A 26,023-nucleotide genomic window follows, 5' to 3' on the forward strand; every position below is an offset into this window, starting at 1 on the left:
TATGATCGATCTGGAAAACCAGGAACGGGAGATTATCAATTTAATGTTCAGCCAGGGTATATCCTGGCTAACCGCCGTGCGTATCAGGCATAAACTATCACTTGCTGAAGTAAGTAAAATGTTAGGTATCTCGATTAATACTCTAAAACGAATCGAAAAGACGGAACGGCTTAGCTCAAACATCAAAAGCAAAATGGCAGGAATTTATGGTTGTCCACCAGAGTTACTGATATGCCCTTACTGGGTGACGGCTGAACATAAATGAATAGATTCGTGAATTGATACTTGAATGGATTTTATTTTCTATCCATATGAAAAATAATAGTAAATCTATAAATCAGTTGCTATTGATAAATAGATACTAAAAAACCGGAGCGGTCTCCCGTTCCGGCTTAACATGACAATCGCCTTTCAGCGAAACACCATTACTCTTTATCGCCCAGAAGAACAGATTCCAGTGCGATTTTGATCATGTCGTTGAAGGTGGTCTGACGCTCTTCGGCAGTGGTCTGCTCGTGAGTGCGGATGTGGTCAGACACGGTGCAGATAGCCAGTGCTTTCGCACCAAATTCTGCAGCCACACCGTAGATACCTGCCGCTTCCATTTCCACGCCGAGGATGCCGTATTTTTCCATCACATCGAACATTTCGCCGTCCGGAGAGTAGAACAGGTCAGCGGAGAACAGGTTACCAACACGTGCATCAACGCCCAGTGCTTTAGCTGCGTCTACTGCGTTACGCACCATGTCGAAATCAGCGATAGCTGCAAAATCATGGTCTTTAAAACGGATGCGGTTAACTTTGGAATCGGTGCAGGCACCCATACCGATAACTACATCACGCAGTTTTACGTGCGGCAGAACTGCACCACAGGAACCTACGCGGATAATTTTCTTCACGCCGAAATCGGTGATCAGTTCTTTGGTGTAGATGGAGCAGGACGGGATACCCATACCATGACCCATTACGGAAATTTTGCGGCCTTTGTAAGTACCGGTGAAGCCCAGCATGCCGCGAACGTTGTTCACTTCACGGACATCTTCAAGGAAATTTTCAGCAATATACTTCGCACGCAGTGGGTCGCCTGGCATCAAAACTACGTCAGCGAAATCGCCCATTTCTGCATTAATGTGTGGGGTAGCCATTGTTTTATCCTTTTTGTGACAATATCAAGGGCGGAGCCGCTGCTCCGCCCAAATCCATCAGAACATGGCTTTGCCATATTCCATATCAGAAGTACCAAAATATTTTGCCAGAGTCTGACCGATATCTGCGAAGGTTTCGCGGTGCCCCAGCGACCCCGGTTTCACTTTCGGGCCGTAAACCAGTACCGGAATGTGTTCACGCGTGTGGTCAGTACCGGTCCAGGTCGGGTCACAACCGTGGTCGGCGGTGAGGATCAGGATGTCGTCGTCGCGCAGCAGAGACATCAGTTCCGGCAGACGGCGGTCGAACAGTTCCAGACCCGCAGCATAACCGGCGACGTCGCGACGGTGGCCCCAGGAAGAGTCAAAGTCAACAAAGTTGGTGAAGACGATGGTGTTATCACCCGCTTCCTTCATCTCTTTGATGGTGGCGTCAAACAGCGCATCCAGGCCGGTCGCTTTCACTTTCTTGGTGATACCGCAGTTAGCATAGATGTCAGCAATTTTACCCACAGAAACAACCTGGCCGTGTTTTTCATCAACCAGTTTTTGCAGCACGGTCGGTGCTGGCGGTTCAACTGCCAGGTCGTGGCGGTTGCCAGTACGCTGGAAGTTACCGGCTTTGTCACCGATAAACGGACGGGCAATAACGCGACCGATGTTGTAGCCGCCGTTGGTCAGCTCTTCACGGGCGATTTCGCACAGTTCGTAGAGTTTATCCAGACCAAACGTTTCTTCGTGGCAGGCAATCTGGAACACTGAGTCAGCGGAGGTATAGAAAATCGGCTTGCCGGTTTTCATGTGCTCTTCGCCCAGTTGATCCAGAATGACCGTACCAGAAGAGTGGCAGTTACCGAGGTAACCCGGCAGGTTAGCGCGTTCAACCAGTTTATCCAGCAGTTCTTGCGGGAAGCTGTTTTCGTGATCGGAGAAGTATCCCCACTCAAACAGAACCGGTACACCGGCGATTTCCCAGTGCCCCGACGGGGTATCTTTACCGGATGACATTTCGTGCGCCCATGCATACGCGCCAATAACTTCAGCGTTGCCGTCCATTCCTGCCGGAATGAAACCGGTAGAACCTTCGTGTGCTTTCGCCAGCCCCAGACGGGTCAGATTTGGCAGATTGAGCGGACCTTTACGACCGTGGTCAGCTTCGCCTTTGGCACAAGCTTCTGCGATATGACCCAGGGTGTCAGCCCCGACGTCACCAAAGCGTTCTGCATCTTCTGTAGCGCCGATGCCGAATGAGTCCAGCACCATAATAAATGCACGTTTCATATGTTCTCCGTACTCAGTGCTTCAAATTTAAATGATCAGATCAGTATACCGTTATTCACTGATACGACGATAGACAGTTGGGGTGCTTTCCGGGGCTTTATCGGCAAGTTTAATTGCCGCTTTCACCGCTTTCGCCGCTTCCTGCCAGGTGGTTTCGTCTTTCGCGTGGATCACCGCCAGTGGGCGCTGACCGTCAACCTGGTCGCCCAGACGCGCCATATCAGTAAAGCCGACGCTGTAATCAATGGTGTCAGATGCCTGACGGCGACCACCGCCCATCGCAACCACTGCCATCCCCAGCGCACGAGTATCCATTTCACTGACAAAACCTTCGGTATCAGCATAGACTGCTTTCGTCAGCATCGCTGTCGGCAGATACTTCGCGTAGTTCTCAACGAAGTCGGTCGGGCCTTTTTGTGCCGCTACCATACGTCCGAAGACTTCTGCCGCTTTACCGTTGTCCAGCACAGCCTGCAATTTCGCGCGCGCTTCGGCATCATCTTTCGCCAGTTTGCCGGAGGTAAGCATCTCCACGCACAGCGCCATTGTGACGTCAAACAGTCGCGGGTTACGGTATTCACCTGTCAGGAACTGTACCGCTTCACGCACTTCGACCGCGTTACCAGCGCTGGATGCCAGCACCTGGTTCATGTCGGTCAGCAGCGCGGTGGTGCGTACGCCTGCGCCATTTGCCACGCCAACAATCGCTTCGGCAAGGGCTTCAGAGAGTTCATAGGTCGGCATAAACGCGCCGCTACCCACTTTCACGTCCATCACCAGTGCGTCCAGACCTTCCGCCAGTTTCTTCGCCAGGATCGAGGCAGTGATCAGCGGGATTGAGTCAACAGTAGCGGTAATGTCGCGGGTCGCGTAGAAACGTTTATCCGCCGGAGCCAGTGAGCTGGTCTGGCCGATAATTGCTACGCCAACATCTTTAATGATTTCGCGGAAACGGTTGTCATCCGGGAAGATATCGAAGCCAGGGATTGACTCCAGTTTGTCGAGCGTGCCGCCAGTATGACCGAGGCCACGACCGGAGATCATCGGAATGTAGCCGCCGCAGGCAGCGACCATTGGCCCAAGCATCAGCGAAGTGACATCACCGACGCCACCGGTGGAGTGTTTATCAACAATCGGGCCATTCAGATGCAGGCTTTTCCAGTCGAGAACGGTTCCTGAATCTCGCATCGCCATGGTCAGCGAGACACGCTCCGGCATTGTCATATCGTGGAAGAAAATGGTCATCGCGAGGGCGGCAATCTGCCCTTCGGAGATAGTGTTGTCGCGAATGCCGTTGATAAAGAAACGAATTTCTTCATCGCTCAGCGCATGACCATCACGTTTTTTACGAATAATTTCTTGTGCGAGAAACAAGGTAACCTCCCGTGGAATAAGTTTGAAGGCGTTGTTGCCAGATGGTGGATGTTGTTATTGCCTGATGCTGGCAGCTTCTTATCAAGCCTGCATGGCACTCGCCCCGTAGGCCGGATAAGGCGTTCACGCCGCATCCGGCATCACTGCTGACAGCCTGATGCGACGCTGACGCGTCTTATCAGGCCTACAGGGGCATCCGGCATCCACCCTCTGGCACAAGGCAGCTTAGTAGCTGCTGGCGCTCTTACCGTCGCCGTGACCCAGCGCTTTCAGCAGGCTTGCCAGCAGGCTGGAAGCGCCAAAGCGATAGTGACGCGCATCTGCCCAGTCAGCACCGAACAGTTCATCGGCAATCGCGAGATATTTCTGCGCATCTTCCGCAGTACGCACGCCGCCCGCCGGTTTGAAACCAACGGTTTTCTCTACGCCCATATCACGGATCACTTCCATCATGATGCGCGCGCTTTCCGGCGTCGCGTTCACTGCCACTTTACCGGTAGAGGTTTTGATGAAGTCAGCACCCGCTTTAATGGAGATTTCAGACGCTTTGCGGATCAGCGCTTCGTCTTTCAGTTCACCGGTTTCGATGATCACTTTCAGCAGCACATTCGCCGCTGCGCAAGCCTCTTTACAGGCTTTCACCAGGTCAAAACCAACCTGCTCGTTACCCGCCATCAGCGCGCGGTACGGGAACACCACGTCAACTTCATCGGCACCGTAAGCAATTGCCGCACGGGTTTCTGCCAGTGCGATTTCGATGTCGTCGTTACCGTGTGGGAAGTTGGTTACCGTAGCAATACGGATTTCCGGGGTACCCTGCTCTTTCAGCGTTTTGCGAGCAATTGGGATAAAGCGAGGATAGATACAGATAGCGGCGGTATTGCCGACCGGAGTTTTGGCCTGATGACACAGAGCGATCACTTTCTCGTCGGTGTCGTCGTCATTCAGGGTAGTCAGGTCCATCAATTTCAGTGCACGCAGGCTGCTTGCTTTCAGATCAGTCATTTCATTCTCCTGGCTTGTCGCCAATAAAATTCACCTTGCGAGTTTGTTAGTATTCTAACATCGACTTCGCAACGCACTTCGATATACATCACAATTAAGAAAATCTACTTACAAATTTGCATTACGGTAATGCGATCTGGTTCAAATAATTCACTTTCAAATGAATGCGTCAGTGGCGGCAAACGCATCAGGATCAAAGTGAACATCACGAAACTTCTTACAATGGCGCATCACCTTCGGCATAAAAGGAAAAGAAGATGCCCACTTCTCATGAAATTGCACTGCAACAACGTTGCCAGCAAATTGTCACCAGCCCGGTACTTAGCCCGGAGCAGAAGCGCCATTTTCTGGCGCTGGAAGCAGAAAACAATCTGCCTTACCCGGAGCTGCCTGCCGAAGCCCGCCGTGCGCTGGATGAAGGTATAATCTGCGATATGTTTGAAGGTCATGCGCCGTACAAACCGCGCTATGTCTTACCCGATTACGCCCGTTTTCTGGCCAACGGTTCTGAATGGCTGGAGCTGGAAGGCGCCAAAGATCTTGATGATGCGCTCTCCCTGCTGACCATTCTTTATCACCATGTCCCGTCAGTCACATCGATGCCGGTCTACCTTGGGCAATTGGATGCGTTGTTGCAACCATATGTGAAAATTCTAACACAGGACGAGATTGATATTCGAATAAAACGTTTCTGGCGTTATCTCGACAGAACCCTGCCAGACGCCTTTATGCACGCCAATATCGGCCCGTTCGATTCCCCCATCACTCGTGCAATACTGCGCGCAGATGCCGAGTTGAAGCAGGTTTCACCGAATCTGACCTTTATCTACGATCCCGAAATCACTCCTGATGACCTGCTGCTGGAAGTGGCGAAGAACATCTGTGAATGTAGCAAACCGCACATCGCCAACGGTCCGGTACATGATAAAATTTTCACAAAAGGGGGCTACGGGATTGTGAGCTGCTACAACTCACTGCCGCTGGCCGGTGGTGGCAGCACGCTGGTGCGCCTTAACCTGAAGGCCATTGCTGAACGTAGTGAGTCGCTGGATGACTTTTTTACGCGCACTCTACCGCACTACTGCCAGCAGCAGATCGCCATCATCGATGCGCGGTGTGAATTCCTCTATCAACAATCACACTTCTTTGAGAATAGCTTCCTGGTGAAAGAAGGGTTGATTGATCCTGAACGTTTTGTGCCGATGTTTGGCATGTACGGGCTGGCAGAAGCGGTTAACTTGCTGTGCGAGAAAGAAGGGATTGCCGCGCGCTACGGTAAAGAAGCCGCCGCAAATGAAGTGGGTTATCGCATCAGCGCGCAACTGGCGGAGTTTGTCGCCAATACTCCCGTAAAATATGGCTGGCAAAAACGCGCCATGTTACACGCACAGTCGGGGATCAGTTCTGATGTTGGCACCACACCGGGGGCGCGCTTGCCGTATGGCGATGAGCCAGATCCGATCACCCATCTGCAAACCGTCGCTCCACATCATGCATATTACTACTCCGGGATCAGCGACATTCTGACGCTCGACGAAACCATCAAGCGTAATCCGCAGGCACTGGTGCAGCTTTGCCTCGGTGCCTTTAAAGCCGGAATGCGCGAATTTACTGCCAACGTCAGCGGTAACGATTTGGTTCGTGTTACCGGTTATATGGTGCGTTTGTCAGATTTAGAAAAATATCGCGCCGAAGGCTCACGTACCAACACCACATGGCTGGGCGAAGAAGCTGCACGTAACACTCGTATTCTGGAACGCCAACCGCGCGTGATAAGCCATGAACAGCAGATGCGCTTTAGTCAGTAAGATCATCCCCTTCTCCTGCGTTGACGGGCCAGGCAGTCGTCTGGCTCTGTTTTTACAGGGCTGTAATCTGCGCTGCAAAAATTGCCACAATCCGTGGACGATGGGGCGCTGTAATGATTGCGGGGAGTGCGTGCCGCAGTGTCCACATCAGGCGTTGCAGATTGTCGACAGCAAAGTGGTGTGGAGCGTTGCGGTCTGTGAGCAGTGCGATACCTGCCTGAAGATGTGCCCACAACACGCCACGCCGATGGCACAATCGATGAGTGTGGACGAAGTGCTTAGTCATATCCGCAAAGTGGTGCTGTTTATCGAAGGGATAACGGTGAGCGGCGGCGAAGCCACGACCCAGCTCCCGTTTGTGGTGGCACTGTTTACTGCCATCAAAAGCGATCCACAACTGCACCACCTTACCTGTCTGGTGGACAGCAACGGCATGTTGAGCGAAACCGGCTGGGAAAAATTACTCCCGGTGTGCGACGGCGCGATGCTCGATCTTAAAGCGTGGGATAGCGCCTGCCATCAACAGTTAACCGGACGCGATAATCAACAGATTAAGCACAGCATCTGTTTGCTTGCAGAGCGCGGTAAACTGGCGGAACTGCGTTTGCTGGTAATCCCCAATCAGGTGGATTATTTGCAGCATATTGATGAATTGGCAGCGTTTATCAGGCAACTTGGTGACGTTCCTGTACGGCTGAACGCGTTTCATGCGCACGGTGTGTATGGAGAAGCGCAAAACTGGCCGAGCGCCACGCCGGAAGATGTTGAGCAGTTGGCTGGCGCGTTAAAGGAGCGTGAGGTGAGTCGATTGATATTTCCGGCGCTGTATTTGTGACATGCCGGTGGCACAGGCCAGTAGGCATGACAAGACGCGTCAGCGTCGCATCCGGCATTGTGCGCCAACTGCCAGATACGGCGTGAACGCCTTACCCGTCCTACGGCACGTTAAACATCGCATATGTGTTATTACGTAACGCTTCAGCAATCTCATCTTCTGCTTCCGGACGTAACTCGCACAGCACGGCAAACACCCGGGCGGCCTGTTCCGGGCGGTTGGGCTGCCCCTGAAAACCGTTGAGCGGCATATCCGGCGCGTCGGTTTCCAGTAACAACGACGCCAGTGGCAGTTTCGCTATTACATCGCGAGTTTTACTGGCGCGTGGATAAGTGATGGTGCCGCCTACACCGATTTTGTAGTTCAATTGTACAAACCGTTCGGCCTGTTGCAGGCTGCCGGAAAAACCGTGGACTACGCCAGTGCGTGGCAAATCGTGGCGTTTAAGGTGCATCGCCAGTTTGTCATGAGTACGGCGCGAATGGAGGATCACCGGCAGATCATAGCGTTTCGCCAGTTTCAGTTGTTCGTCGAGCAACCACTGTTGGTGATCGAATTGTGGATCATCGCCAAAGAGATCCAGACCGATCTCCCCCACTGCCACCACCTTTGCGGGACGTCTTTCCAGCGCCTGCTGTAACTGTTCCAGCGACTCATCGGTGTGTTGATCCAACATCCCTGGGTGTAGCCCTAACGCGGCGTACAGCGGTTGATAATTTTCCGCCAGCGCCAACACGCGGGCAAAGTTTGCCGCCTCGGTTGCCGGAACAATGATCTTGCCTACGCCCGCTTGTGCCGCGCGTTGCAGGCTGGACTCTTCATCGCCACGAAACGGCGGAAAATCAAAATGACAGTGGGTATCGATAAAACGGCAAATCAAGCCAGATCCTCATTATTAAATGTCGGGTCATTCGCCTGCGGAGCGTCACTCACCCCGGCAACCAGCGTATCGTTGGCGACTGGCGCAGGCGGAATGACGATCGATTCAGGCGTCGCCGCGGGCACCAGATGGCGGGTAAGCGGCGCTTTTTCGGTTAGCATTTTACCGACGGTTGCCAGAAAATAACGACCGCATAAACGCCCGAGTTTATAGTCATCGCGCAGCGCCGGAAGCCGACTTCCCAGGGCGATACTATGCAGCGGCTTCGGCGGATAAATTTCGAATATCCGCAGCTTGCCCGGTGGTTTTTCAATAAATTGCTGGATGTCACGATAACTGGTTTCATGGTGCTGCACCAAATTCACCAGCGGTTGCAGGCTACTGTCGCCCAGCCAGCGTTCCATGCGTTTAAACCACTGCGGTGTGTAATACATTTGCGACGGCACAGTGCGGATCACCACCAGCGTTTTCGCTCCTTGTCTTGCCGCTTCCTTAACCGGGATCGCATCGCTGACGCCACCATCAAAATAGTTAATTCCATCAAGTGAAACTCCGGTGCGATAAAAACCAGGAATCGCACTTGAGGCGCGAATCAAATCCAGCCAGTTTTGTTTGGTCGGCAAAAAGTAGTTCGGCGTGTAATCGTCCTGACGACAGGCACACATATAAAACGATTTGCCGCTCTCAAACAGCCGCGCGGCGGTATCCATCTGCAACGGCATCTGGCTGGCCGTCGCCTCTATCAGCCAGTCCAGATCGATAAGATTTCCGCCACGCACAAAACGCACTGGATCGAAAAATTCGCGTTTTGTGGTATAGCGCATGATGACTTTGCGGGCGTAACCAGGCTGGTTACAAATATACGCCGAAAGGTTCTGCGCCCCGGCAGACGTGCCAAAATAAAGATCGAAAGGATTAAACTGCGCGCGCATAAACTCATCCAGCACGCCAGCCGTGAAGATTCCGCGTTGCCCACCGCCTTCGCACACCAGCGCAATACGCCCGGGCTGGAACGGCCTTAGCGACAACGGCGCAATATTACCAAGCGTTACAGGTATTCGCTGCCCCACCTCTGCCTTCCTGTTTTTTTAATGTGAAAGACTGACAAAGTAACGCAATTTATTATTCGCTAAAACCGTAAAAGCCAGTCCGCTGGACTGGCTTTGTATAAAATTTTCTTAATGGTCTGAAATCTAGGGTCGTTTTCGGCCCATGAACAAACTCACCAGGAACAGAATAATCCCGACGACAAAGACAATTTTTGCTGCACCTGCAGCAGTACCGGCCAGACCACCAAACCCAAGTGCGGCGGCGATTAACGCGATAACCAGAAATATGATGCCCCAACGAAACATAAGCGTCTCCTTTACCATAGTTAATGTCACCGCTTGATATGAGCGTGCAAATCACTCAATGCGATATTTTTAGTGTGGTGCACATCGCGCCTCCCGACAAAGTTCGGGAGGACGAATTACGACGAATTACTTAGTTTTCAGATCATTTTTAACGCTTTTCACACCATCTACCGCTTTAGCGATACTTTCAGCACGGTCGCTTTGTGCCTGGGAATCAACAGTACCGGAGAGCTGAACCACGCCGTCGGTGGTTTCAACTTTCACATGACGGGAAGGGACGATATCGTCTGCCAGCAGTTTGGCTTTGATTTCACTGGTGGTGGCGGTATCACCTGCGTAACCCTTCACAGAGCCTTCTTTAGCGTCGCGAACATGCAGTTTGTCGCTGACAGAGGTCACACCCTCAACTCCTTTAGCCACTTTCACGGCCTCTTCAGCCTGTGCCTGGCTTTCAACAAATCCGCTCAGAGTCACGACTTTTTGATCGGTTTTAACAGAGATATCGGTGCTTTTGATGTTGTCATGATCCACCAGAGCCGCCTTCACTTTCGCAGTGATGGCGCTGTCATCCATGAAATTACCGACTTTATTCATAGAGCTATCGACTTTTTGCCCTGCGGTTTCGTTGGTGGTCTGCGCGTTGTTTTCCGCAAAAGCAGAGCCTGTCGCCACGGCAGAGGTCAACATTACGGCCAGCAGCGTTTTCGAAATCTTCAGTTTTGTCATAGTCATCGATGTATTCCTGTATGTTTGCTCATAATTTGAGCCTGGCAACACGAGGTTGCATTGCTGAAAGGGAGAGACTTCACCCTGTACAGAAGTCAATGGTCGCCATCACAAAAGCGATGAGTGATGAATAACGACCATCACAGCCTCTGGATCAGTTATTAATATCAATCGAATGACATTTAACGGTTTTAAATACTGATATCCACGAATTGAACGGTATTTAAAGCCGTCACAAATGTCATCACTTTGTTAAATATAGATCACAATTTTGAAACCGCTCGCCGCATCGGCTAAAAAACGCGCAAACATAAGCAAAAGCGAATGTTTTAAGAACATTCCGCAAGCGGCTAATAAGGAAGGGAAAGTGACAGGGCGCAGCGGTTGCCGCGCCCTTGAGGCAAGAATTAATGTTCGCGAGTCTGGTGGAACTGAACATCCGGGTAACGCTCTTGCGCTAAGCGCAAGTTCACCATGCTGGTAGCGATGTAAGCGAGGTTGTCGCCGCCATCAAGCGCCAGTTGGCTTTCGTTCTTACGCTTGAACTCTTCGAATTTCTTCGCGTCCGCACATTCTACCCAACGGGCGGTGGCAACGTTGACCGACTCGTACACGGCTTCAACGTTGTATTCGCTCTTCAGGCGCGATACCACCACATCAAACTGCAGCACACCAACCGCACCTACGATCAGGTCGTTGTTGGAGAGCGGACGGAACACCTGTACCGCGCCCTCTTCGGAAAGCTGTACCAGCCCTTTGAGCAGTTGTTTTTGCTTCAGCGGATCTTTCAGGCGGATACGGCGGAACAGTTCTGGTGCGAAGTTCGGAATACCGGTGAACTTCATCATCTCGCCCTGGGTAAAGGTGTCGCCAATCTGAATAGTGCCGTGGTTGTGCAGACCAAGGATATCGCCCGGATAAGCTTCTTCAACGTGCGAACGGTCGCCCGCCATAAAGGTCAATGCGTCGGAAATCACCACGTCTTTCGCGGTACGCACCTGGCGCAGTTTCATGCCTTTTTCATATTTACCGGACACGACTCGCATAAACGCCACGCGGTCGCGGTGTTTCGGGTCCATGTTGGCCTGAATTTTAAATACGAAGCCGGTAAATTTGTCTTCGCTCGCCTCTACAGTGCGAGTATCTGTCTGACGCGACATCGGCGCAGGCGCCCACTCCACCAGCCCGTCCAGCATATGATCCACGCCGAAGTTACCCAGCGCAGTACCAAAAAATACCGGGGTGATTTCACCTGCAAGGAACAGCTCTTTGTCGAACTCGTTAGATGCGCCTTTCACCAGTTCCAGTTCATCACGCAGTTGTTGCGCCAGATCTTCACCAACAGCAGCATCGAGATCCGGGTTGTTCAGCCCTTTAACAATGCGCACTTCCTGAATGGTGTGACCTTTACCGCTCTGATAGAGATACGTTTCATCTTTATAAAGATGGTAAACGCCTTTAAACAGCTTGCCGCAGCCAATCGGCCAGGTGATCGGCGCACAACCGATTTTCAGCTCGTTTTCAACTTCATCGAGCAATTCCATCGGGTCGCGGATATCACGGTCAAGTTTGTTCATAAAGGTGAGGATCGGCGTATCGCGCAGACGGGTAACTTCCATCAGCTTGCGGGTACGATCTTCTACACCTTTTGCGGCGTCGATCACCATCAGGCAGCAGTCCACTGCAGTCAGTGTACGATAGGTATCTTCCGAGAAGTCTTCGTGCCCCGGGGTGTCGAGCAGGTTAACCAGGCAATCCTTATAAGGGAACTGCATCACAGAAGTGGTAATAGAGATACCACGCTGCTTTTCCATCTCCATCCAGTCCGACTTCGCGTGCTGGTTAGAGCCACGGCCTTTTACTGTACCGGCGGTCTGAATGGCCTGTCCGAACAGCAACACCTTCTCGGTAATAGTGGTCTTACCTGCGTCCGGGTGAGAAATAATGGCAAAAGTGCGGCGCTTCGCCACCTCTTGCAAATAAGGAGACAACGTCATAATTCTTTCTTCTTGAGTAAGCGGCATCGCGCCGCGCTTGTTGAAAACGAAAAATTGCGGCTATTTTACCCATCAACGGGGGGGAGGCAATCAGTGTTTACACAGGAGTTGCTCCAGTTCATGCAACGATGAAACGGTCCAGGTGGGTGCGATACCTTCTGGTTGCTCACGGTTGTGCGCATTCAGCCAGCAGGTCGCAAGCCCGGCATTGATACCACCGAGAATATCGGACTCAGCAGTATCACCGACCATCAGCACTCGTGAACGGTCAGGATTGCCCGCCTGTTCCAGGGCATAATCGAAAATTTTCTTATTCGGCTTGGCGACACCAACTTCTTCGGAAATCACTAGCAAATCGAAATAATCACGCAGGCCCGTGCGTTCCAGACGCACCTGCTGCAAGGCGCTAAAGCCGTTGGTGATGATGCCGATTTTGGCGTTGCCGCGAATGGCGTTAAGCAGGGAAACCGCGCCCGGCAGCGGCGTGCAGATTTCCGCCATCGCATTTATAAAGGCCTCGTTGAGTTTACCTGGCTCGACGTTCAGTCGTTCGGCCCAGCTTTCAAAACGCCCGTGCTGAAGCTGTAATGAAGTGATCGCGCCGTTTTGATAATCCACCCACAGTGGCTTGTTAACGGCCTGATAGTCCTGAAAATCTTCAGCGGTAAAGGTGACGCTGTAGTCAAGAAACATCCGCTGCAGGCCGGTGAACGAGTCAAAAGTAAACAGCGTTTCATCGGCATCAAAGAAAATCCAGTCCCACTTCATTATTCCACCTTGTCTTACATACTGATTGGCAACGCCATGATGATGGCGTCTTCGCGACCGTCCGTGGTGGGGTAGTAATTGCGGCGAATCGTCGCCTCGTTAAAACCTAAACTTTCATACAGGGCAATGGCGGCAGCGTTTGAGGCGCGGACCTCCAGCCATAGCGTTGCCACGCCGCGTTTTTCCAGTTCGTCGATCAGATGCTCCAGTAGCGCCCTTCCCAATCCCTGACGCTGATAGTCGGGATCGACAGCAATATTGAACAATGTAGCTTCATCCAGCACCACTTGCGTAATCGCAAACGCCGCCATTTTGCCGTTTTGCGTTAACTGAAAGTTGAGATAGCGTTCGCCCTGGTTGCTGGCAAAGGTTTTTTCGCTCCACGGAAAGGCGTGGGCGCGTTGTTCAATGTTAAAAGCCGCTGGTAAATCAGTCGTTTCGAGGGAAGAAATCGTGTTCATATGTGCAAATTTGTTGCCATAACGCGGCGCGTGCCGTTGGGTTTGCCCGTAATTCAGTGAGCGTCGGGGATGCTATCTGGGCACCTTCCAGTGACAGCGGTTCATCAGTGCCCAGCCGCCAACTGTTGCAGCGACTACCTTGCGGTAGCATCGCGATCCTTTCGGGCGTCAATTGCAGTACCTGCTCGGGGCTAACGGTTAATGCGCGCAAAACGTCACTCACCAGCGGATCGGTCAGGGCGGGAATATCGTTTGCCACCATCACCAGACGAACGTGTGCCGGGATCGCAATGGCTACCTCTCCCTGCAACGCGCCAGGGCGACGCAGCGACCACTGGGTAATGCCCAGTTGCTGTAACTGCCAGTCTCGTCGGGATGTCATAGCGAATCGCTCCTGTTGTCAGGGGCGCAAATATAGCAAATTCGTCGATACCGCGCCAACATATGGCTATAATCGCCGCCAGTATCAATTGAGGAGCATTCCATGTCTGCATTTACCCCGGCAAGTGAAGTCTTGCTGCGCCACAGTGATGATTTCGAACAAAGCCGTATTCTGTTTGCCGGTGACTTACAGGATGACCTGCCCGCGCGTTTAGATACCGCGGCCAGTCGTGCTCATACCCAGCAATTCCACCATTGGCAGGTGTTAAGTCGCCAGATGGGTGATAACGCCCGTTTTAGCCTGATCGCTACGGCGGACGACGTCGCAGATTGCGATACGCTGATCTACTACTGGCCGAAGAACAAACCAGAAGCGCAATTCCAACTGATGAACCTACTGTCACTACTGCCGGTAGGGACAGATATTTTCGTCGTGGGCGAAAACCGCAGCGGTGTGCGCAGCGCCGAGCAGATGTTGGCGGACTACGCACCACTGAATAAGGTAGACAGCGCCCGCCGCTGCGGCCTCTATTTTGGTCGTCTGGAAAAGCAGCCGGAGTTTGATGCTGATAAATTCTGGGGCGAATACAACGTTGATGGCCTGACGGTCAAAACGTTGCCGGGCGTGTTTAGTCGTGACGGCCTGGATGTCGGTAGCCAGTTGCTGCTTTCGACATTTACTCCGCACACGAAAGGCAAAGTGCTGGATGTCGGCTGCGGTGCAGGCGTGCTTTCGGTTGCTTTTGCGCACCATTCACCGAAAATTCGCCTCACCTTGTGCGATGTCTCCGCACCGGCAGTAGAAGCCAGTCGCGCGACACTTTCCGCTAACGGTGTTGAAGGTGAAGTCTTTGCCAGCAACGTCTTTTCCGAGGTGAAAGGTCGTTTTGACATGATTATCTCCAACCCACCGTTCCACGATGGAATGCAAACCAGCCTTGATGCTGCGCAAACGTTGATTCGCGGCGCGGTACGTCATCTTAATAGCGGCGGCGAGTTGCGGATTGTAGCGAATGCGTTCCTGCCTTATCCGGATCTGCTGGATGAAACATTTGGCTTCCATGAAGTCATCGCACAAACCGGGCGTTTCAAGGTGTATCGCGCCATTATGACCCGCCAGGCGAAGAAAGGTTAAGTCTCTGGCACCTGTCGCCGCATGCCGTGTCGGATGCGGCGTAAACGCCTTATCCAACCAACAAAACCTGTACGTTAGCCCTCCGTAGGCCAGATAAGACGCGTCAGCGTCGCATCTGGCATATACAGCCACAAGCCATGTCGGATGCGACGTGAACGCCTGATCTGACCGACAAACGAATTATCCACAATCCACTGATGGCCATTTTTCCAGCAATCACACATCAGGCGACAATTAACTATTGACGAAAAACTGAAAACCACTAGAATGCGCCTCCGTGGTAGCAATTCTTTTTTAAGAATTGATGGTATGCGAAGGTGGCGGAATTGGTAGACGCGCTAGCTTCAGGTGTTAGTGTCCTTACGGACGTGGGGGTTCAAGTCCCCCCCCTCGCACCAAAAACCACGTTGATATTGCTCGCACTGGGCGAAGGTGGCGGAATTGGTAGACGCGCTAGCTTCAGGTGTTAGTGTTCTTACGGACGTGGGGGTTCAAGTCCCCCCCCTCGCACCAACGAGGCGATATCAAAAAAGTAAGATGACTGTGCGAAGGTGGCGGAATTGGTAGACGCGCTAGCTTCAGGTGTTAGTGTCCTTACGGACGTGGGGGTTCAAGTCCCCCCCCTCGCACCAATTATCTTTACTTCCTTTCTTGTTTCTTCCCTGTTTTATCATCCTTGATCCCAGCTCGTTATCATCAGTATGACGCTCGCAATTAGCGCCAGGCACGATGGCAACAAAACATAATGCCGTAACTGTTTGTGATACAGCATCAGCGGTGTCACCAATAATCCCATCAGCATGACAATCCGCCACAGTTCCGGCGATAAATCCACATACGTCAGTCCTGCAATCAGCAATCCCGGCAGCAACACTCCCCAACCACTGCCCAGTGTACGTTGCAACATGGTTTCATCTCTTTTATTGATAATGATAAGCAATATCATATGATAATTTTTATCGTTTGCAAGTTAGCAAAATCCCTTGCTATCGTTTAAACCTATCGCTAGGATTAGCAATCATTATCATTTAGATTACTATCACGATTATGGCCTATCGTTCCGCACCGCTTCTTGAAGATGTTATCTGGCGAACGCATCTCCAGCCGCAAGATCCAACACTTGCGGAAACAGTACGTGCGACGATCGCAGAACATCGTGAACATTTGCTGGAGTTTATCCGTCTGGATGAACCCGCCCCACTTAGCGCCCTGACGCTGGCGCAATGGTCTTCTCCAACGGCCCTGCGTTCCCTGTTGGCTGTTTATTCCGATCATATCTACCGCAATCAACCATTGATGCTCCGCGAGAATAAGCCGCTGATCTCACTGTGGGCGCAATGGTATATCGGTCTGATGATGCCGCCATTAATGCTGGCGCTGTTAACACAGGAAAAAGCGTTAGATCTTTCCCCGGAACATTTTCACGTTGAGTTTCACGAAACCGGGCGTGCCGCCTGTTTCTGGATCGACGTGTGTGAGGACAAGAACGCTCCGCATTTGCCACAGCAGCGAATGGAAAAGTTAATCAGTCAGGCGATCGCCCCGGTTGTGCAGGCATTAGAAGCCACCGGCGAAATCAATGGCAAACTTATCTGGAGTAATACCGGCTATCTGATCAACTGGTATTTGACTGAGATGAAGCAGTTACTTGGTGATGCGACAGTTGAATCACTTCGCCGTGCTCTCTTTTTTGAGAAAACACTCTCCACGGGTGAAGATAATCCTCTTTGGCGTACGGTGGTGCTGCGCGACGGCCTGTTGGTGCGCCGTACCTGCTGCCAACGTTATCGCTTGCCGGATGTACAGCAATGCGGCGACTGTACGCTGAAATGAAAAACTCTGCCGGGGTGATAACCCGGCATTAGCGTATTAAAAGGAATGCAACACATTGCTTGTTTCTGAAACCCGCATACATAACAGAATGTCTGCAGCCTCCAACAACCCAGCATCGGAACTGACGCCCAGTTTCGACATCACATTAAATTTATGCGCGCGGATCGTTTTAATATTTCGTTTAAGCTGCTCGGCAATTTGTGTCATTGAGTAGCCACGCGACATAAAACGCAATATTTCTCTCTCCGTTGGGCTTAGCGTCCGGCTTTGATTAATGTACCACTGATTGTTCAGGCGATCGGTAGCCTGACGCACGCCATTTAATGACAGAAACAGCTCCTGATAAAAAATGTCCAGCGTCGATGCTTTACTTAATACACCGTCCAACGGTGATGGCGATAATGATCCGATTAATCGTGCTTCAATATCATCATCCGCAATAACTAAACGCCGGGTACGCGGAAATTTAATAGCCAGCTCAGTCAAATAAGATAATCCCTCTCTGCGCTCACTTCTCATGGCAGAAAAAGAAAAAATAACCGCCGCAAATGAGACCCGCGACATCGCATCCTGAAACGCCTCCTGGCTTCTATAGATATGGAGTGTATAAGGGTTACCCGCAAACTTTCTGAATAAGCTTTCAATACCGATACTACTCATGACGCACTTCTCTATGAGTGCGACATTTCTCTTCTTAATTCGGCTGTGTTCCATTCTGCGGCATCTCCATAAACCGAAGGCAAGTTAAGTTCTCTTGCCCCCTGCGCGCTATTTATCCATGCATACATCTCAGCGTTGCTGTGAATTGCCAGCCGACGCATCGCACTGTTTTTTTGTGCGCTGATGGTTTTATTGCTTTTCTTAAGCAATGAAGCTATCTGGTTGATGCCCCATCCTTTGCCTAACAACCGCAGTACCTTGCGCTCTGAAAGTGTCAGAATGACGGTGCGATAGCTAAAATCCTGAGTTTCAGTCATTGCCGGGGAGGTCAGCATGGCGCTGATACGCTCTGCATGCGCATTACCGGAACGAACCGTCTTAACCAGATTCTCAATGGGTTCGATATCGGACAGTAACGTCGCTGCCGGGCACATAAGCAGTTCTACCGCCTGAGAGTACCAGGCACGCGAAACCATGAAAACCCAATGAATTTCCCTGTATTGTGAGATCAATGAATAATAATGTTCACAAACGGAATGTGGATTGTCATTTTCGCCGGTTAAATCGGCAATGACTAATCCGGAGCGACGTAATTGTAATAAGGTAAGATCCTCCGCGGAGGCTCTGGATATTATTTCATATTCAGGGAAGTGAGTCCTCATGACCTCTTTTAACCCTGCTTGCATAACCGGTATTTTACTGATAACAATTCCATTTTTGCAGCATCCTGGCAACATATTTCCTCCACATCCACTGTCTAAAAATCATGATGGTTTATTCAGGATATTCATTCCTTAAATGCTTCCAGCAAATTAATAGATTAAGCGAATAAATTATCCTTAGCATTCACTTTCATATCAGCATACTCCTGCTGCACAATAACTCCACGGCATGTGTCAGAAGGTTAGCATCAAATGATAACCTGGTGAAATAGCCTGGAGACATTTAAAATAACTAAATTAACTTGTTAGAAATACTTAATGGAAACCCTGGGATTCCATTAGTTTAAGATATAATTAAAATACCGCCTTCCCATCGAACAAAAAACATCTCGCCAGCATTTGCACAAAAAAAATCAGTAAAATCTGATGATTTTATCTGTTTAAAATTCAAAAGCACGAACGGCCATCCATTACTCTAATCCGTAAGAGACAAATTATAAATTCATTATAATTATAATATTCATATGATAATTTTTTTGCAGCGATAAAAAATTCGCTTTTCGCCACTGAACTTCACCCGCCAACCAGGACTAATCAGCGCAATTTTGATCTTAACCTACCCCAAAACAACCGCTCTTCATGATACAAATGGGGTCTCATTATTTGAACAATACGCAGCACGTCTATGACAAAGGACGAGTTATGCAGACTGAGCAACAGCGGGCCGTAACACGGCTTTGTATCCAGTGTGGATTATTTCTTTTGCAACATGGAGCGGAAAGCGCGTTAGTTGATGAGCTTTCCTCGCGACTGGGTCGGGCATTGGGAATGGACTGCGTCGAAAGTTCTATCTCTTCGAACGCCATTGTGCTTACTACCATTAAAGATGGGCAATGCCTGACATCTACGCGCAAAAATCACGATCGCGGCATTAATATGCATGTAGTGACGGAAGTTCAGCATATTGTGATTCTGGCGGAGCATCACCTGCTGGATTACAAAGGCGTGGAGAAACGTTTTAGCCAGATTCAACCCTTACGTTACCCGAGATGGCTGGTCGCCTTGATGGTTGGTCTGTCATGCGCCTGTTTCTGTAAGCTCAATAAAGGTGGCTGGGATGGTGCCGTCATCACCTTCTTTGCCAGCACGGTCGCAATGTATATCCGTCAGCTACTGGCGCAACGTCATCTCCACCCTCAGATAAACTTTTGCATCACCGCATTTGCCGCCACCACGATTTCTGGTTTGCTTTTACAACTCCCTGCCTTCAGCAATACGCCAACAATCGCGATGGCTGCCAGCGTTCTGCTGCTGGTGCCGGGCTTTCCGTTGATTAATGCCGTCGCTGATATGTTTAAAGGGCACATCAATACCGGGCTGGCACGCTGGGCGATTGCCAGCCTATTGACGTTGGCTACCTGCGTTGGCGTGGTGATGGCACTCACGATTTGGGGACTACGCGGATGGGTGTGATCGAATTTCTCTTAGCACTAGTGCAGGATATGATCCTCGCGGCAATTCCTGCAGTCGGCTTTGCGATGGTATTCAATGTGCCGGTTCGGGCGTTACGCTGGTGTGCACTGCTTGGCGCGATTGGTCATGGCTCTCGAATGATCTTAATGAATACCGGGCTGAATATTGAATGGTCAACCTTTATGGCATCCATGCTGGTCGGCACCATTGGTATTCAATGGTCACGCTGGTATCTGGCGCATCCGAAAGTCTTTACCGTGGCAGCCGTTATCCCTATGTTTCCCGGTATCTCTGCTTATACAGCAATGATTTCAGCCGTAAAAATCAGCCAGTTAGGTTACAGCGAGCCGTTGATGATTACCCTGTTAACCAACTTTCTTACGGCATCATCAATTGTTGGCGCGTTATCCATCGGCCTTTCCATTCCTGGATTATGGTTGTACCGCAAGCGCCCTCGCGTATAAAATTGCCTCGCTTAAAGCACACGGATGAGAGACAGCCTCCTTTCATCCGTGTGTTACTATAAAAGTAATCTCCCTTCTCGTTCATCGTTCCATATTGAGAAACAGTATGTCTTCCAGAGTTTTGACCCCGGACGTCGTTGGTATTGACGCCCTGGTACACGATCACCAGACCGTTCTGGCAAAAGCTGAAGGCGGTATGGTTGCCGTATTTGCTAACAACGCTCCGGCGTTTTATGCCGTCACGCCCTCACGTCTTGCTGAACTGCTGGCGCTGGAAGAAAAGCTGGCACGTCCAGGAAGCGATGTCGCTCTGGACGATCAACTCTATCAGGAACCGCAAACTCCCCCCGTTGCCGTACCGATGGGAAAATTCGCCATGTACCCGGACTGGCGGCCAGATGCTGATTTTACTCGCCTGGCCGCATTATGGGGCGTGGCGCTAAGAGAACCCGCCACCGCCGAAGAACTGGCCTCATTCATTGCCTACTGGCAGGCGGAAGGCAAAGTCTTTCATCATGTGCAATGGCAACAAAAACTGGCGCGCAGTCTGCAAATTGGTCGTGCCAGCAATGGCGGACTGCCGAAACGAGATGTGAACACAGTCAGCGAACCTGACAGCCAAATTCCACCGGGATTCAGAGGGTAACGATGAAAAACGTTGGCGACCTGATGCAACGTCTGCAAAAAATGATGCCTGCCCATATCAAACCCGCCTTCAAAACGGGTGAAGAGCTTCTGGCGTGGCAGAAAGAACAAGGAGCGCTCCGCGCCGCCGCTCTGGAGCGCGAGAACCGGGCAATGAAAATGCAGCGCACCTTTAACCGCTCCGGCATTCGTCCGCTGCATCAGAACTGCTCCTTTGAGAACTATCGTGTTGAATGCGAAGGGCAGATGAATGCGTTGAGCAAAGCGCGCCAGTATGTCGACGAGTTCGACGGCAACATAGCCAGCTTTATCTTTTCTGGCAAGCCTGGAACCGGTAAAAACCACCTGGCGGCAGCGATCTGCAACGAACTACTGCTACGCGGCAAATCGGTATTGATTATTACTGTTGCCGATATTATGTCAGCGATGAAAGATACTTTCAGAAATAGCAGCACCAGCGAAGAGCAACTGCTCAACGATCTGAGCAACGTTGATCTGCTGGTGATCGACGAGATCGGTGTACAGACCGAATCGAAATACGAAAAAGTGATCATCAACCAGATCGTCGATCGTCGTTCTTCTTCCAAACGCCCGACCGGGATGCTGACCAACAGCAATATGGAGGAGATGACGAAATTGCTGGGCGAACGCGTTATGGATCGTATGCGCCTGGGCAACAGCCTGTGGGTGATCTTCAACTGGGACAGTTATCGTAGTCGGGTAACGGGTAAAGAGTATTAATCCCCATTTCCGGCGTTATACTGCGACAAAATTCCATTATGAGTAATGATGATGAAAACTGTTAAACACCTTCTGTGCTGTGCAATTGTCACCACCGCATTCATTTCTGCCGGGACACATGCCGCTTCCTGGAAAGATGCGCTTTCCAGCGCCGCCAGCGAGTTAAGCAACCAGAGCAGCACCACACAGGAAGGTGGTTGGTCGCTCTCTTCATTAACGAGTCTGCTTAGCAGTGGCAACCAGGCGTTAAGCGCAGACAATATGAACAATGCCGCAGGTATTCTGCAATATTGCGCGAAACAAAAGCTGGCTTCAGTGACCGACGCGGAAAACATCAAAAATCAGGTACTGGAGAAGCTGGGCCTGAACAGCGAAGAACAGAAAGAAGACACCAACTATCTGGATGGCATTCAGGGTTTGCTGAAAACCAAAGATGGTCAGCAGCTTAATCTGGATAACATCGGCACCACTCCGCTGGCGGAGAAAGTGAAAACCAAAGCCTGCGATCTGGTATTAAAGCAAGGCCTGAACTTTATCTCCTGATCTGTATAATGCCGCGTTTTAACTGTTAATCGGCTGGCGCGGCTCTCCCCTTCTCTTTTTCCCGCTTCTCACGCTTTCATCCCCCGCTATGCGGGACGCGACCTTGAATAAAAAAGCCTGTTTATAAACTAATTCCTAACAACATCGCATTTTTTTGACACTAGAATTGCAGCAATATGGCAGCGCCATTACATTGTGTTTCTCAAAAAATCTTAAACATCGGCTACACGGCCTGGTTTAGTGAGGATCGCCCGTTGTCAGAACTACTCTCTTTCGCCCTGTTTCTCGCCTCTGTGCTGATCTACGCATGGAAAGCGGGACGTAACACCTGGTGGTTTGCAGCCACGTTAACGGTGCTGGGGCTATTTGTCGTTTTAAATATTACCCTGTTTGCCAGCGACTATTTTACTGGCGATGGTATTAACGACGCGGTGCTCTATACCTTAACCAACAGCCTGACCGGTGCAGGCGTCAGCAAATATATCCTGCCAGGCATCGGCATTGTGCTGGCACTGACGGCGGTGTTCGGCGCGCTGGGATGGATCCTTCGCCGCCGCCGACATCATCCTCACCATTTTGGCTACAGCCTTTTGGCACTCTTGCTGGCGCTGGGTTCAGTGGATGCCAGCCCGGCATTTCGTCAGATAACGGAACTGGTGAAATCCCAATCGCGCGACGGCGATCCGGACTTTGCGGCTTATTATAAAGAGCCGTCAAAAACCATCCCCTCCCCCAAACTCAACCTGGTTTATATCTACGGAGAAAGCCTCGAACGAACTTATTTTGACAACGACGCTTTCCCGGATCTCACGCCAGAACTGGGGGCGCTAAAAAATGAAGGGCTGGATTTCAGCCATACGCAGCAACTGCCGGGAACCGATTACACAATTGCTGGCATGGTAGCCTCCCAGTGTGGCATTCCGCTGTTTGCCCCGTTTGAAGGCAACGCCTCTGCATCCGTTTCCAGCTTCTTCCCACAGAACATCTGTCTGGGCGATATCCTGAAAAATTCCGGTTATCAGAACTATTTCGTGCAGGGAGCCAACCTGCGTTTTGCGGGTAAAGATGTGTTCCTGAAATCACACGGCTTCGACCATTTATACGGTTCGGAAGAACTGAAAAGCGTGGTGGCAGACCCGCATTATCGCAACGACTGGGGATACTACGACGATACGGTGCTGGACGAAGCATGGAAAAAATTTGAAGAACTGTCTCGCTCCGGCCAACGGTTTTCGCTGTTTACTCTGACGGTCGATACCCATCACCCGGATGGTTTTATCTCACGTACCTGTAACCGCAAAAAATATGATTTTGACGGAAAACCGAACCAGTCATTCAGCGCGGTAAGTTGCAGCCAGGAGAACATCGCGGCGTTTATCAACAAAATCAAAGCCTCTCCGTGGTTTAAAGATACCGTTATAGTGGTCTCTTCCGACCATCTGGCGATGAACAACACCGCGTGGAAATACCTGAACAAACAGGATCGCAACAACCTGTTTTTTGTCATCCGTGGCGACAAACCGCAGCAAGAGACGCTGGCAGTGAAGCGTAACACGATGGATAACGGCGCTACCGTGCTGGATATTCTCGGAGGCGATAACTTCCTCGGTCTCGGACGCAGCAGCCTGTCTGGTCAGTCAATATCAGAAGTGTTCCTCAACATTAAAGAGAAAGTGCTGGCGTGGAAGCCGGATATCATCCGCTTGTGGAAATTCCCTACCGAGATGAAAACGTTCACCATTGATCAGAACAAAAACATGATCGCATTCTCAGGAAGCCACTTCCGCCTGCCACTGCTGTTACGCGTGTCAGATAAACGCGTGGAGCCTCTGCCAGAAAGTGAATACTCCGCACCTCTGCGTTTCCAGTTAGCTGATTTCGCCCCACGAGACAATTTCGTCTGGGTTGACCGCTGTTACAAGATGGCGCAACTGTGGGCACCGGAACTGGCGCTCTCTACCGACTGGTGCGTCTCACAAGGTCAACTTGGCGGACAACAAATTGTGCAGCATGTTGATAAGCCTGAATGGAAAGGCAAAACAGCGTTTAAAGACACGGTCATCGACATGAAACGCTACAAAGAGAATGTTGATACGCTGAAAATTGTCGATAACGATATTCGCTACAAAGCAGACAGTTTCATCTTTAACGTCGCTGGTGCGCCGGAAGAGGTGAAACAGTTCAGTGGAATTTCCCGCCCGGAATCCTGGGGACGCTGGTCAAACGCGCAGTTAGGCGATGAAGTGAAAATCGAGTACAAACATCCGCTGCCGAAGAAATTTGACCTGGTGATCACCGCCAAAGCCTATGGTAATAACGCCGGCCGCCCCATTCCGGTACGCGTAGGCAATGAAGAACAAACCATCGTGCTGGGTAATGAAGTGACCACCAATACGCTGCATTTCGATAACCCAACCGATGCCGATACGCTGGTGATTGTTCCACCGGAACCTGTCGCAACCAACGAAGGGAACATTCTCGGCCACTCGCCGCGTAAGCTCGGCATTGGTATGGTGGAAATCAAAGTGGTTGAGCGTGAAGGGTAATAATATTGCCTGGTTGTAGTTCGGATAAGACGCGCAAGCGTCGCATCAGGCATCGGCACACAACTGCCGGATGCGGCGTGAACGCCTTATCCGTTCTGCGGTATATTATTGAAACGTAAAAAAACAGCGCCCAACACGTCCCCGAGCGCTGCATGGCAACTTTACCAATATCCGATTATCAGAAAGTAATAACGCCCTTAATCAACTCAGGATTGTTAATTACATCGCGCTCATAGATTTCCGCCAGCGTGGCGAACGGATAGCGATGGGTTAACATCATGTCAGCCGTGATTTTCCCTTCCGCCATCAATCTCCCGACTTTCGCGAAATCTTCCGGCGTGGCGTTGCGGCTACCCATCATTGTGGTTTCTTTTTTATGGAACTCCGGGTCAGAGAATTGCAACTCGCCTTTAAACAGGCCGACAAATACCACCGTGCCGCCGTGGCGAATCAGATTAACTGTGTTATTCATCGCATGTTGATTACCCGTCGCGTCGATCACTTTCTGCGCCAAAGAACCACCAAATTGCGCCCGCAACTGGTCATCAAAATCCTCTGCTGAAGGATCCAGCACCGGCAGTTCCAGACGCGTTGCTACATGCTCACGGCGAGTCGGACTGGTATCTGCCACTACCACCTGTGCACCATCAGCTTTAGCGATTGCCGCCGCGCCCAGACCGATTGGCCCCGCACCGACCACCAGCACCTGCTCGCCGGGCGCAACTGCCGCACGACGTACCGCATGAGCGCTAATGGCGAAAGGTTCAATCAACGCAGCCGCCTGCGGATCAATGCCGTCTGCGGGTAGCAAATTAGCCGCAGGCACTGCCAGATACTCACTAAAACCACCATCCTGATGCACACCAATGACTGAAATTCTTTCACAGCAGTTGGTGCGACCACTTTTACACGCAGGACACTGCTGACAAGAGATATACGGAATTACTGCAACTTGCTGCCCAATATTAAAATTGTGAATATTTTTCCCTGCATCAATAATCTCCCCACATATTTCATGACCTAAAACACGTGGGTAGCTAAAAAATGGCTGATTACCCGCCCAGGCATGAATATCTGTACCACAAATTCCGACAGCTTTAATTTTAATTAATGCTTCATCGTCGCCTGCCACCGGCCTTTCCCGGATTTTCCAGACTAAACTCTTTATTTTCTGACAAATTAAGACTTTCATTGTAGACATGATTCACTGCTCCTTTTATTTTATTACTCCCAGATATCGTCGAATTTATAAGAGCGACTGAATTTGCCCATGAAATATGCGGATGATCACGCATAAAAATGTTT

The 26,023-nt window shown here is 50.9% G+C and carries 27 protein-coding genes and 3 tRNA genes; 14 read left to right on the plus strand and 16 right to left on the minus strand.

Annotated elements, in window-relative coordinates:
* Position 1: 1 nt before the first annotated feature.
* Positions 2–265, plus strand: coding sequence for a helix-turn-helix domain-containing protein (locus ESM_RS0111485; protein ID WP_000566146.1), 264 nt, complete (start codon positions 2–4; stop codon positions 263–265).
* 160 nt (positions 266–425) lie between these two features.
* Here ESM_RS0111485 and deoD read toward each other — a convergent pair whose 3' ends face one another.
* The 4 genes from deoD to deoC form a co-directional block, all read right to left on the minus strand.
* Complete coding sequence (gene deoD / locus ESM_RS0111490; protein ID WP_000224873.1) at positions 426–1,145, minus strand: purine-nucleoside phosphorylase; 720 nt, start codon at positions 1,143–1,145, stop codon at positions 426–428.
* Positions 1,146–1,202: 57 nt separating this feature from the next.
* Positions 1,203–2,426, minus strand: coding sequence for a phosphopentomutase (gene deoB / locus ESM_RS0111495; RefSeq protein WP_000816460.1), 1,224 nt, complete (start codon positions 2,424–2,426; stop codon positions 1,203–1,205).
* A 51-nt stretch (positions 2,427–2,477) separates the two neighbouring features.
* Positions 2,478–3,800, minus strand: a complete 1,323-nt coding sequence (gene deoA, locus ESM_RS0111500; RefSeq protein WP_000477830.1) for a thymidine phosphorylase — start codon at positions 3,798–3,800, stop codon at positions 2,478–2,480.
* A gap of 225 nt (positions 3,801–4,025) precedes the next feature.
* Positions 4,026–4,805 carry a deoxyribose-phosphate aldolase gene (gene deoC / locus ESM_RS0111505; protein ID WP_001295412.1) on the minus strand — a complete coding sequence of 260 codons (780 nt, stop codon included), beginning with the start codon at positions 4,803–4,805 and terminating at the stop codon, positions 4,026–4,028.
* Between the two features lie 257 nt (positions 4,806–5,062).
* Between deoC and ESM_RS0111515 the strand changes: the two genes are divergently transcribed.
* Positions 5,063–6,613, plus strand: coding sequence for a YjjI family glycine radical enzyme (locus tag ESM_RS0111515; protein ID WP_001143195.1), 1,551 nt, complete (start codon positions 5,063–5,065; stop codon positions 6,611–6,613).
* Entirely contained in the window at positions 6,585–7,448 is an 864-nt protein-coding gene (locus ESM_RS0111520; RefSeq protein WP_001088424.1) for a YjjW family glycine radical enzyme activase, read from the plus strand. The genes ESM_RS0111515 and ESM_RS0111520 overlap by 29 nt, the downstream gene beginning before the upstream one ends.
* 100 nt (positions 7,449–7,548) lie before the next feature.
* Here ESM_RS0111520 and ESM_RS0111525 read toward each other — a convergent pair whose 3' ends face one another.
* The 8 genes from ESM_RS0111525 to holD form a co-directional block, all read right to left on the minus strand.
* Entirely contained in the window at positions 7,549–8,328 is a 780-nt protein-coding gene (locus tag ESM_RS0111525; RefSeq protein ID WP_000563020.1) for a metal-dependent hydrolase, read from the minus strand.
* Positions 8,325–9,398, minus strand: coding sequence for a patatin-like phospholipase family protein (locus ESM_RS0111530; protein WP_000531526.1), 1,074 nt, complete (start codon positions 9,396–9,398; stop codon positions 8,325–8,327). Before ESM_RS0111530 ends, ESM_RS0111525 begins: the two co-directional genes overlap by 4 nt.
* 123 nt (positions 9,399–9,521) lie before the next feature.
* Positions 9,522–9,683, minus strand: coding sequence for a DUF1328 domain-containing protein (locus tag ESM_RS01000000124705; RefSeq protein WP_000490275.1), 162 nt, complete (start codon positions 9,681–9,683; stop codon positions 9,522–9,524).
* Between the two features lie 126 nt (positions 9,684–9,809).
* Positions 9,810–10,415 (minus strand): molecular chaperone OsmY, encoded by a 606-nt coding sequence (osmY, locus tag ESM_RS0111540; RefSeq protein WP_000178899.1) that lies wholly within the window; start codon positions 10,413–10,415, stop codon positions 9,810–9,812.
* A 401-nt stretch (positions 10,416–10,816) separates the two neighbouring features.
* The gene (prfC, locus tag ESM_RS0111545) at positions 10,817–12,406 is read right to left on the minus strand and encodes a peptide chain release factor 3 (protein ID WP_000175960.1); all 1,590 of its coding nucleotides are present in this window, start codon (positions 12,404–12,406) and stop codon (positions 10,817–10,819) included.
* Positions 12,407–12,496: 90 nt separating this feature from the next.
* Entirely contained in the window at positions 12,497–13,174 is a 678-nt protein-coding gene (yjjG, locus tag ESM_RS0111550; RefSeq protein WP_000870712.1) for a pyrimidine 5'-nucleotidase, read from the minus strand.
* Between the two features lie 14 nt (positions 13,175–13,188).
* Positions 13,189–13,635 (minus strand): ribosomal protein S18-alanine N-acetyltransferase, encoded by a 447-nt coding sequence (gene rimI, locus ESM_RS0111555; protein ID WP_001092453.1) that lies wholly within the window; start codon positions 13,633–13,635, stop codon positions 13,189–13,191.
* A complete protein-coding gene (holD, locus tag ESM_RS0111560) occupies positions 13,604–14,017 on the minus strand; it encodes a DNA polymerase III subunit psi (RefSeq protein WP_000204034.1) in 414 nt (137 codons plus the stop codon). Before holD ends, rimI begins: the two co-directional genes overlap by 32 nt.
* Positions 14,018–14,119: 102 nt before the next feature.
* Between holD and rsmC the strand changes: the two genes are divergently transcribed.
* The 4 genes from rsmC to ESM_RS0111580 all read left to right on the plus strand — a co-directional run bounded on the left by rsmC (position 14,120) and on the right by ESM_RS0111580 (position 15,783).
* Complete coding sequence (gene rsmC / locus ESM_RS0111565; protein WP_001272304.1) at positions 14,120–15,151, plus strand: 16S rRNA (guanine(1207)-N(2))-methyltransferase RsmC; 1,032 nt, start codon at positions 14,120–14,122, stop codon at positions 15,149–15,151.
* Between the two features lie 311 nt (positions 15,152–15,462).
* Positions 15,463–15,549: transfer RNA gene (locus ESM_RS0111570), tRNA-Leu, on the plus strand.
* Positions 15,550–15,577: 28 nt separating this feature from the next.
* Positions 15,578–15,664 (plus strand) — tRNA-Leu (locus tag ESM_RS0111575).
* 32 nt (positions 15,665–15,696) lie between these two features.
* Positions 15,697–15,783, plus strand: a tRNA-Leu gene (locus ESM_RS0111580).
* Between the two features lie 38 nt (positions 15,784–15,821).
* On the opposite strand, the gene ESM_RS0111585 is transcribed toward ESM_RS0111580, so the two are convergent.
* A complete protein-coding gene (locus tag ESM_RS0111585; RefSeq protein ID WP_001468488.1) occupies positions 15,822–16,058 on the minus strand; it encodes a DUF1435 domain-containing protein in 237 nt (78 codons plus the stop codon).
* A gap of 140 nt (positions 16,059–16,198) precedes the next feature.
* On the opposite strand from ESM_RS0111585, the gene fhuF reads away from it, so the two are divergent.
* The gene (gene fhuF, locus ESM_RS0111590) at positions 16,199–16,984 is read left to right on the plus strand and encodes a siderophore-iron reductase FhuF (RefSeq protein WP_000331548.1); all 786 of its coding nucleotides are present in this window, start codon (positions 16,199–16,201) and stop codon (positions 16,982–16,984) included.
* Positions 16,985–17,020: 36 nt separating this feature from the next.
* Here the strand turns inward: fhuF and bglJ are convergent, their stop codons facing one another.
* Positions 17,021–17,698, minus strand: a complete 678-nt coding sequence (bglJ, locus tag ESM_RS0111595; protein ID WP_001517702.1) for a DNA-binding transcriptional activator BglJ — start codon at positions 17,696–17,698, stop codon at positions 17,021–17,023.
* Positions 17,656–18,381, minus strand: a complete 726-nt coding sequence (locus ESM_RS0111600; RefSeq protein WP_000936620.1) for a helix-turn-helix domain-containing protein — start codon at positions 18,379–18,381, stop codon at positions 17,656–17,658. The genes bglJ and ESM_RS0111600 overlap by 43 nt, the downstream gene beginning before the upstream one ends.
* A 627-nt stretch (positions 18,382–19,008) precedes the next feature.
* On the opposite strand from ESM_RS0111600, the gene ESM_RS0111605 reads away from it, so the two are divergent.
* The 6 genes from ESM_RS0111605 to opgB all read left to right on the plus strand — a co-directional run bounded on the left by ESM_RS0111605 (position 19,009) and on the right by opgB (position 24,718).
* The gene (locus ESM_RS0111605) at positions 19,009–19,779 is read left to right on the plus strand and encodes a threonine/serine ThrE exporter family protein (protein ID WP_001468486.1); all 771 of its coding nucleotides are present in this window, start codon (positions 19,009–19,011) and stop codon (positions 19,777–19,779) included.
* Entirely contained in the window at positions 19,770–20,243 is a 474-nt protein-coding gene (locus tag ESM_RS0111610) for a threonine/serine exporter (protein WP_000538195.1), read from the plus strand. Before ESM_RS0111605 ends, ESM_RS0111610 begins: the two co-directional genes overlap by 10 nt.
* Positions 20,244–20,349: 106 nt before the next feature.
* Entirely contained in the window at positions 20,350–20,889 is a 540-nt protein-coding gene (gene dnaT / locus ESM_RS0111615; protein WP_010378269.1) for a primosomal protein DnaT, read from the plus strand.
* A 2-nt stretch (positions 20,890–20,891) separates the two neighbouring features.
* A complete protein-coding gene (gene dnaC, locus ESM_RS0111620; protein WP_000799916.1) occupies positions 20,892–21,629 on the plus strand; it encodes a DNA replication protein DnaC in 738 nt (245 codons plus the stop codon).
* A 48-nt stretch (positions 21,630–21,677) separates the two neighbouring features.
* On the plus strand, positions 21,678–22,172 hold the full coding sequence (gene yjjA / locus ESM_RS0111625; protein ID WP_001517700.1) for a DUF2501 domain-containing protein YjjA: 495 nt from the start codon (positions 21,678–21,680) through the stop codon (positions 22,170–22,172).
* Positions 22,173–22,426: 254 nt separating this feature from the next.
* Complete coding sequence (gene opgB / locus ESM_RS0111630) at positions 22,427–24,718, plus strand: phosphatidylglycerol--membrane-oligosaccharide glycerophosphotransferase (RefSeq protein WP_010378274.1); 2,292 nt, start codon at positions 22,427–22,429, stop codon at positions 24,716–24,718.
* Positions 24,719–24,896: 178 nt separating this feature from the next.
* On the opposite strand, the gene ESM_RS0111635 is transcribed toward opgB, so the two are convergent.
* Entirely contained in the window at positions 24,897–25,919 is a 1,023-nt protein-coding gene (locus ESM_RS0111635; protein ID WP_000106014.1) for a zinc-binding alcohol dehydrogenase family protein, read from the minus strand.
* Positions 25,920–26,023: the final 104 nt, after the last annotated feature.

Source organism: Escherichia sp. TW09308 (assembly GCF_000208565.1).
GTDB lineage: Bacteria > Pseudomonadota > Gammaproteobacteria > Enterobacterales > Enterobacteriaceae > Escherichia > Escherichia marmotae.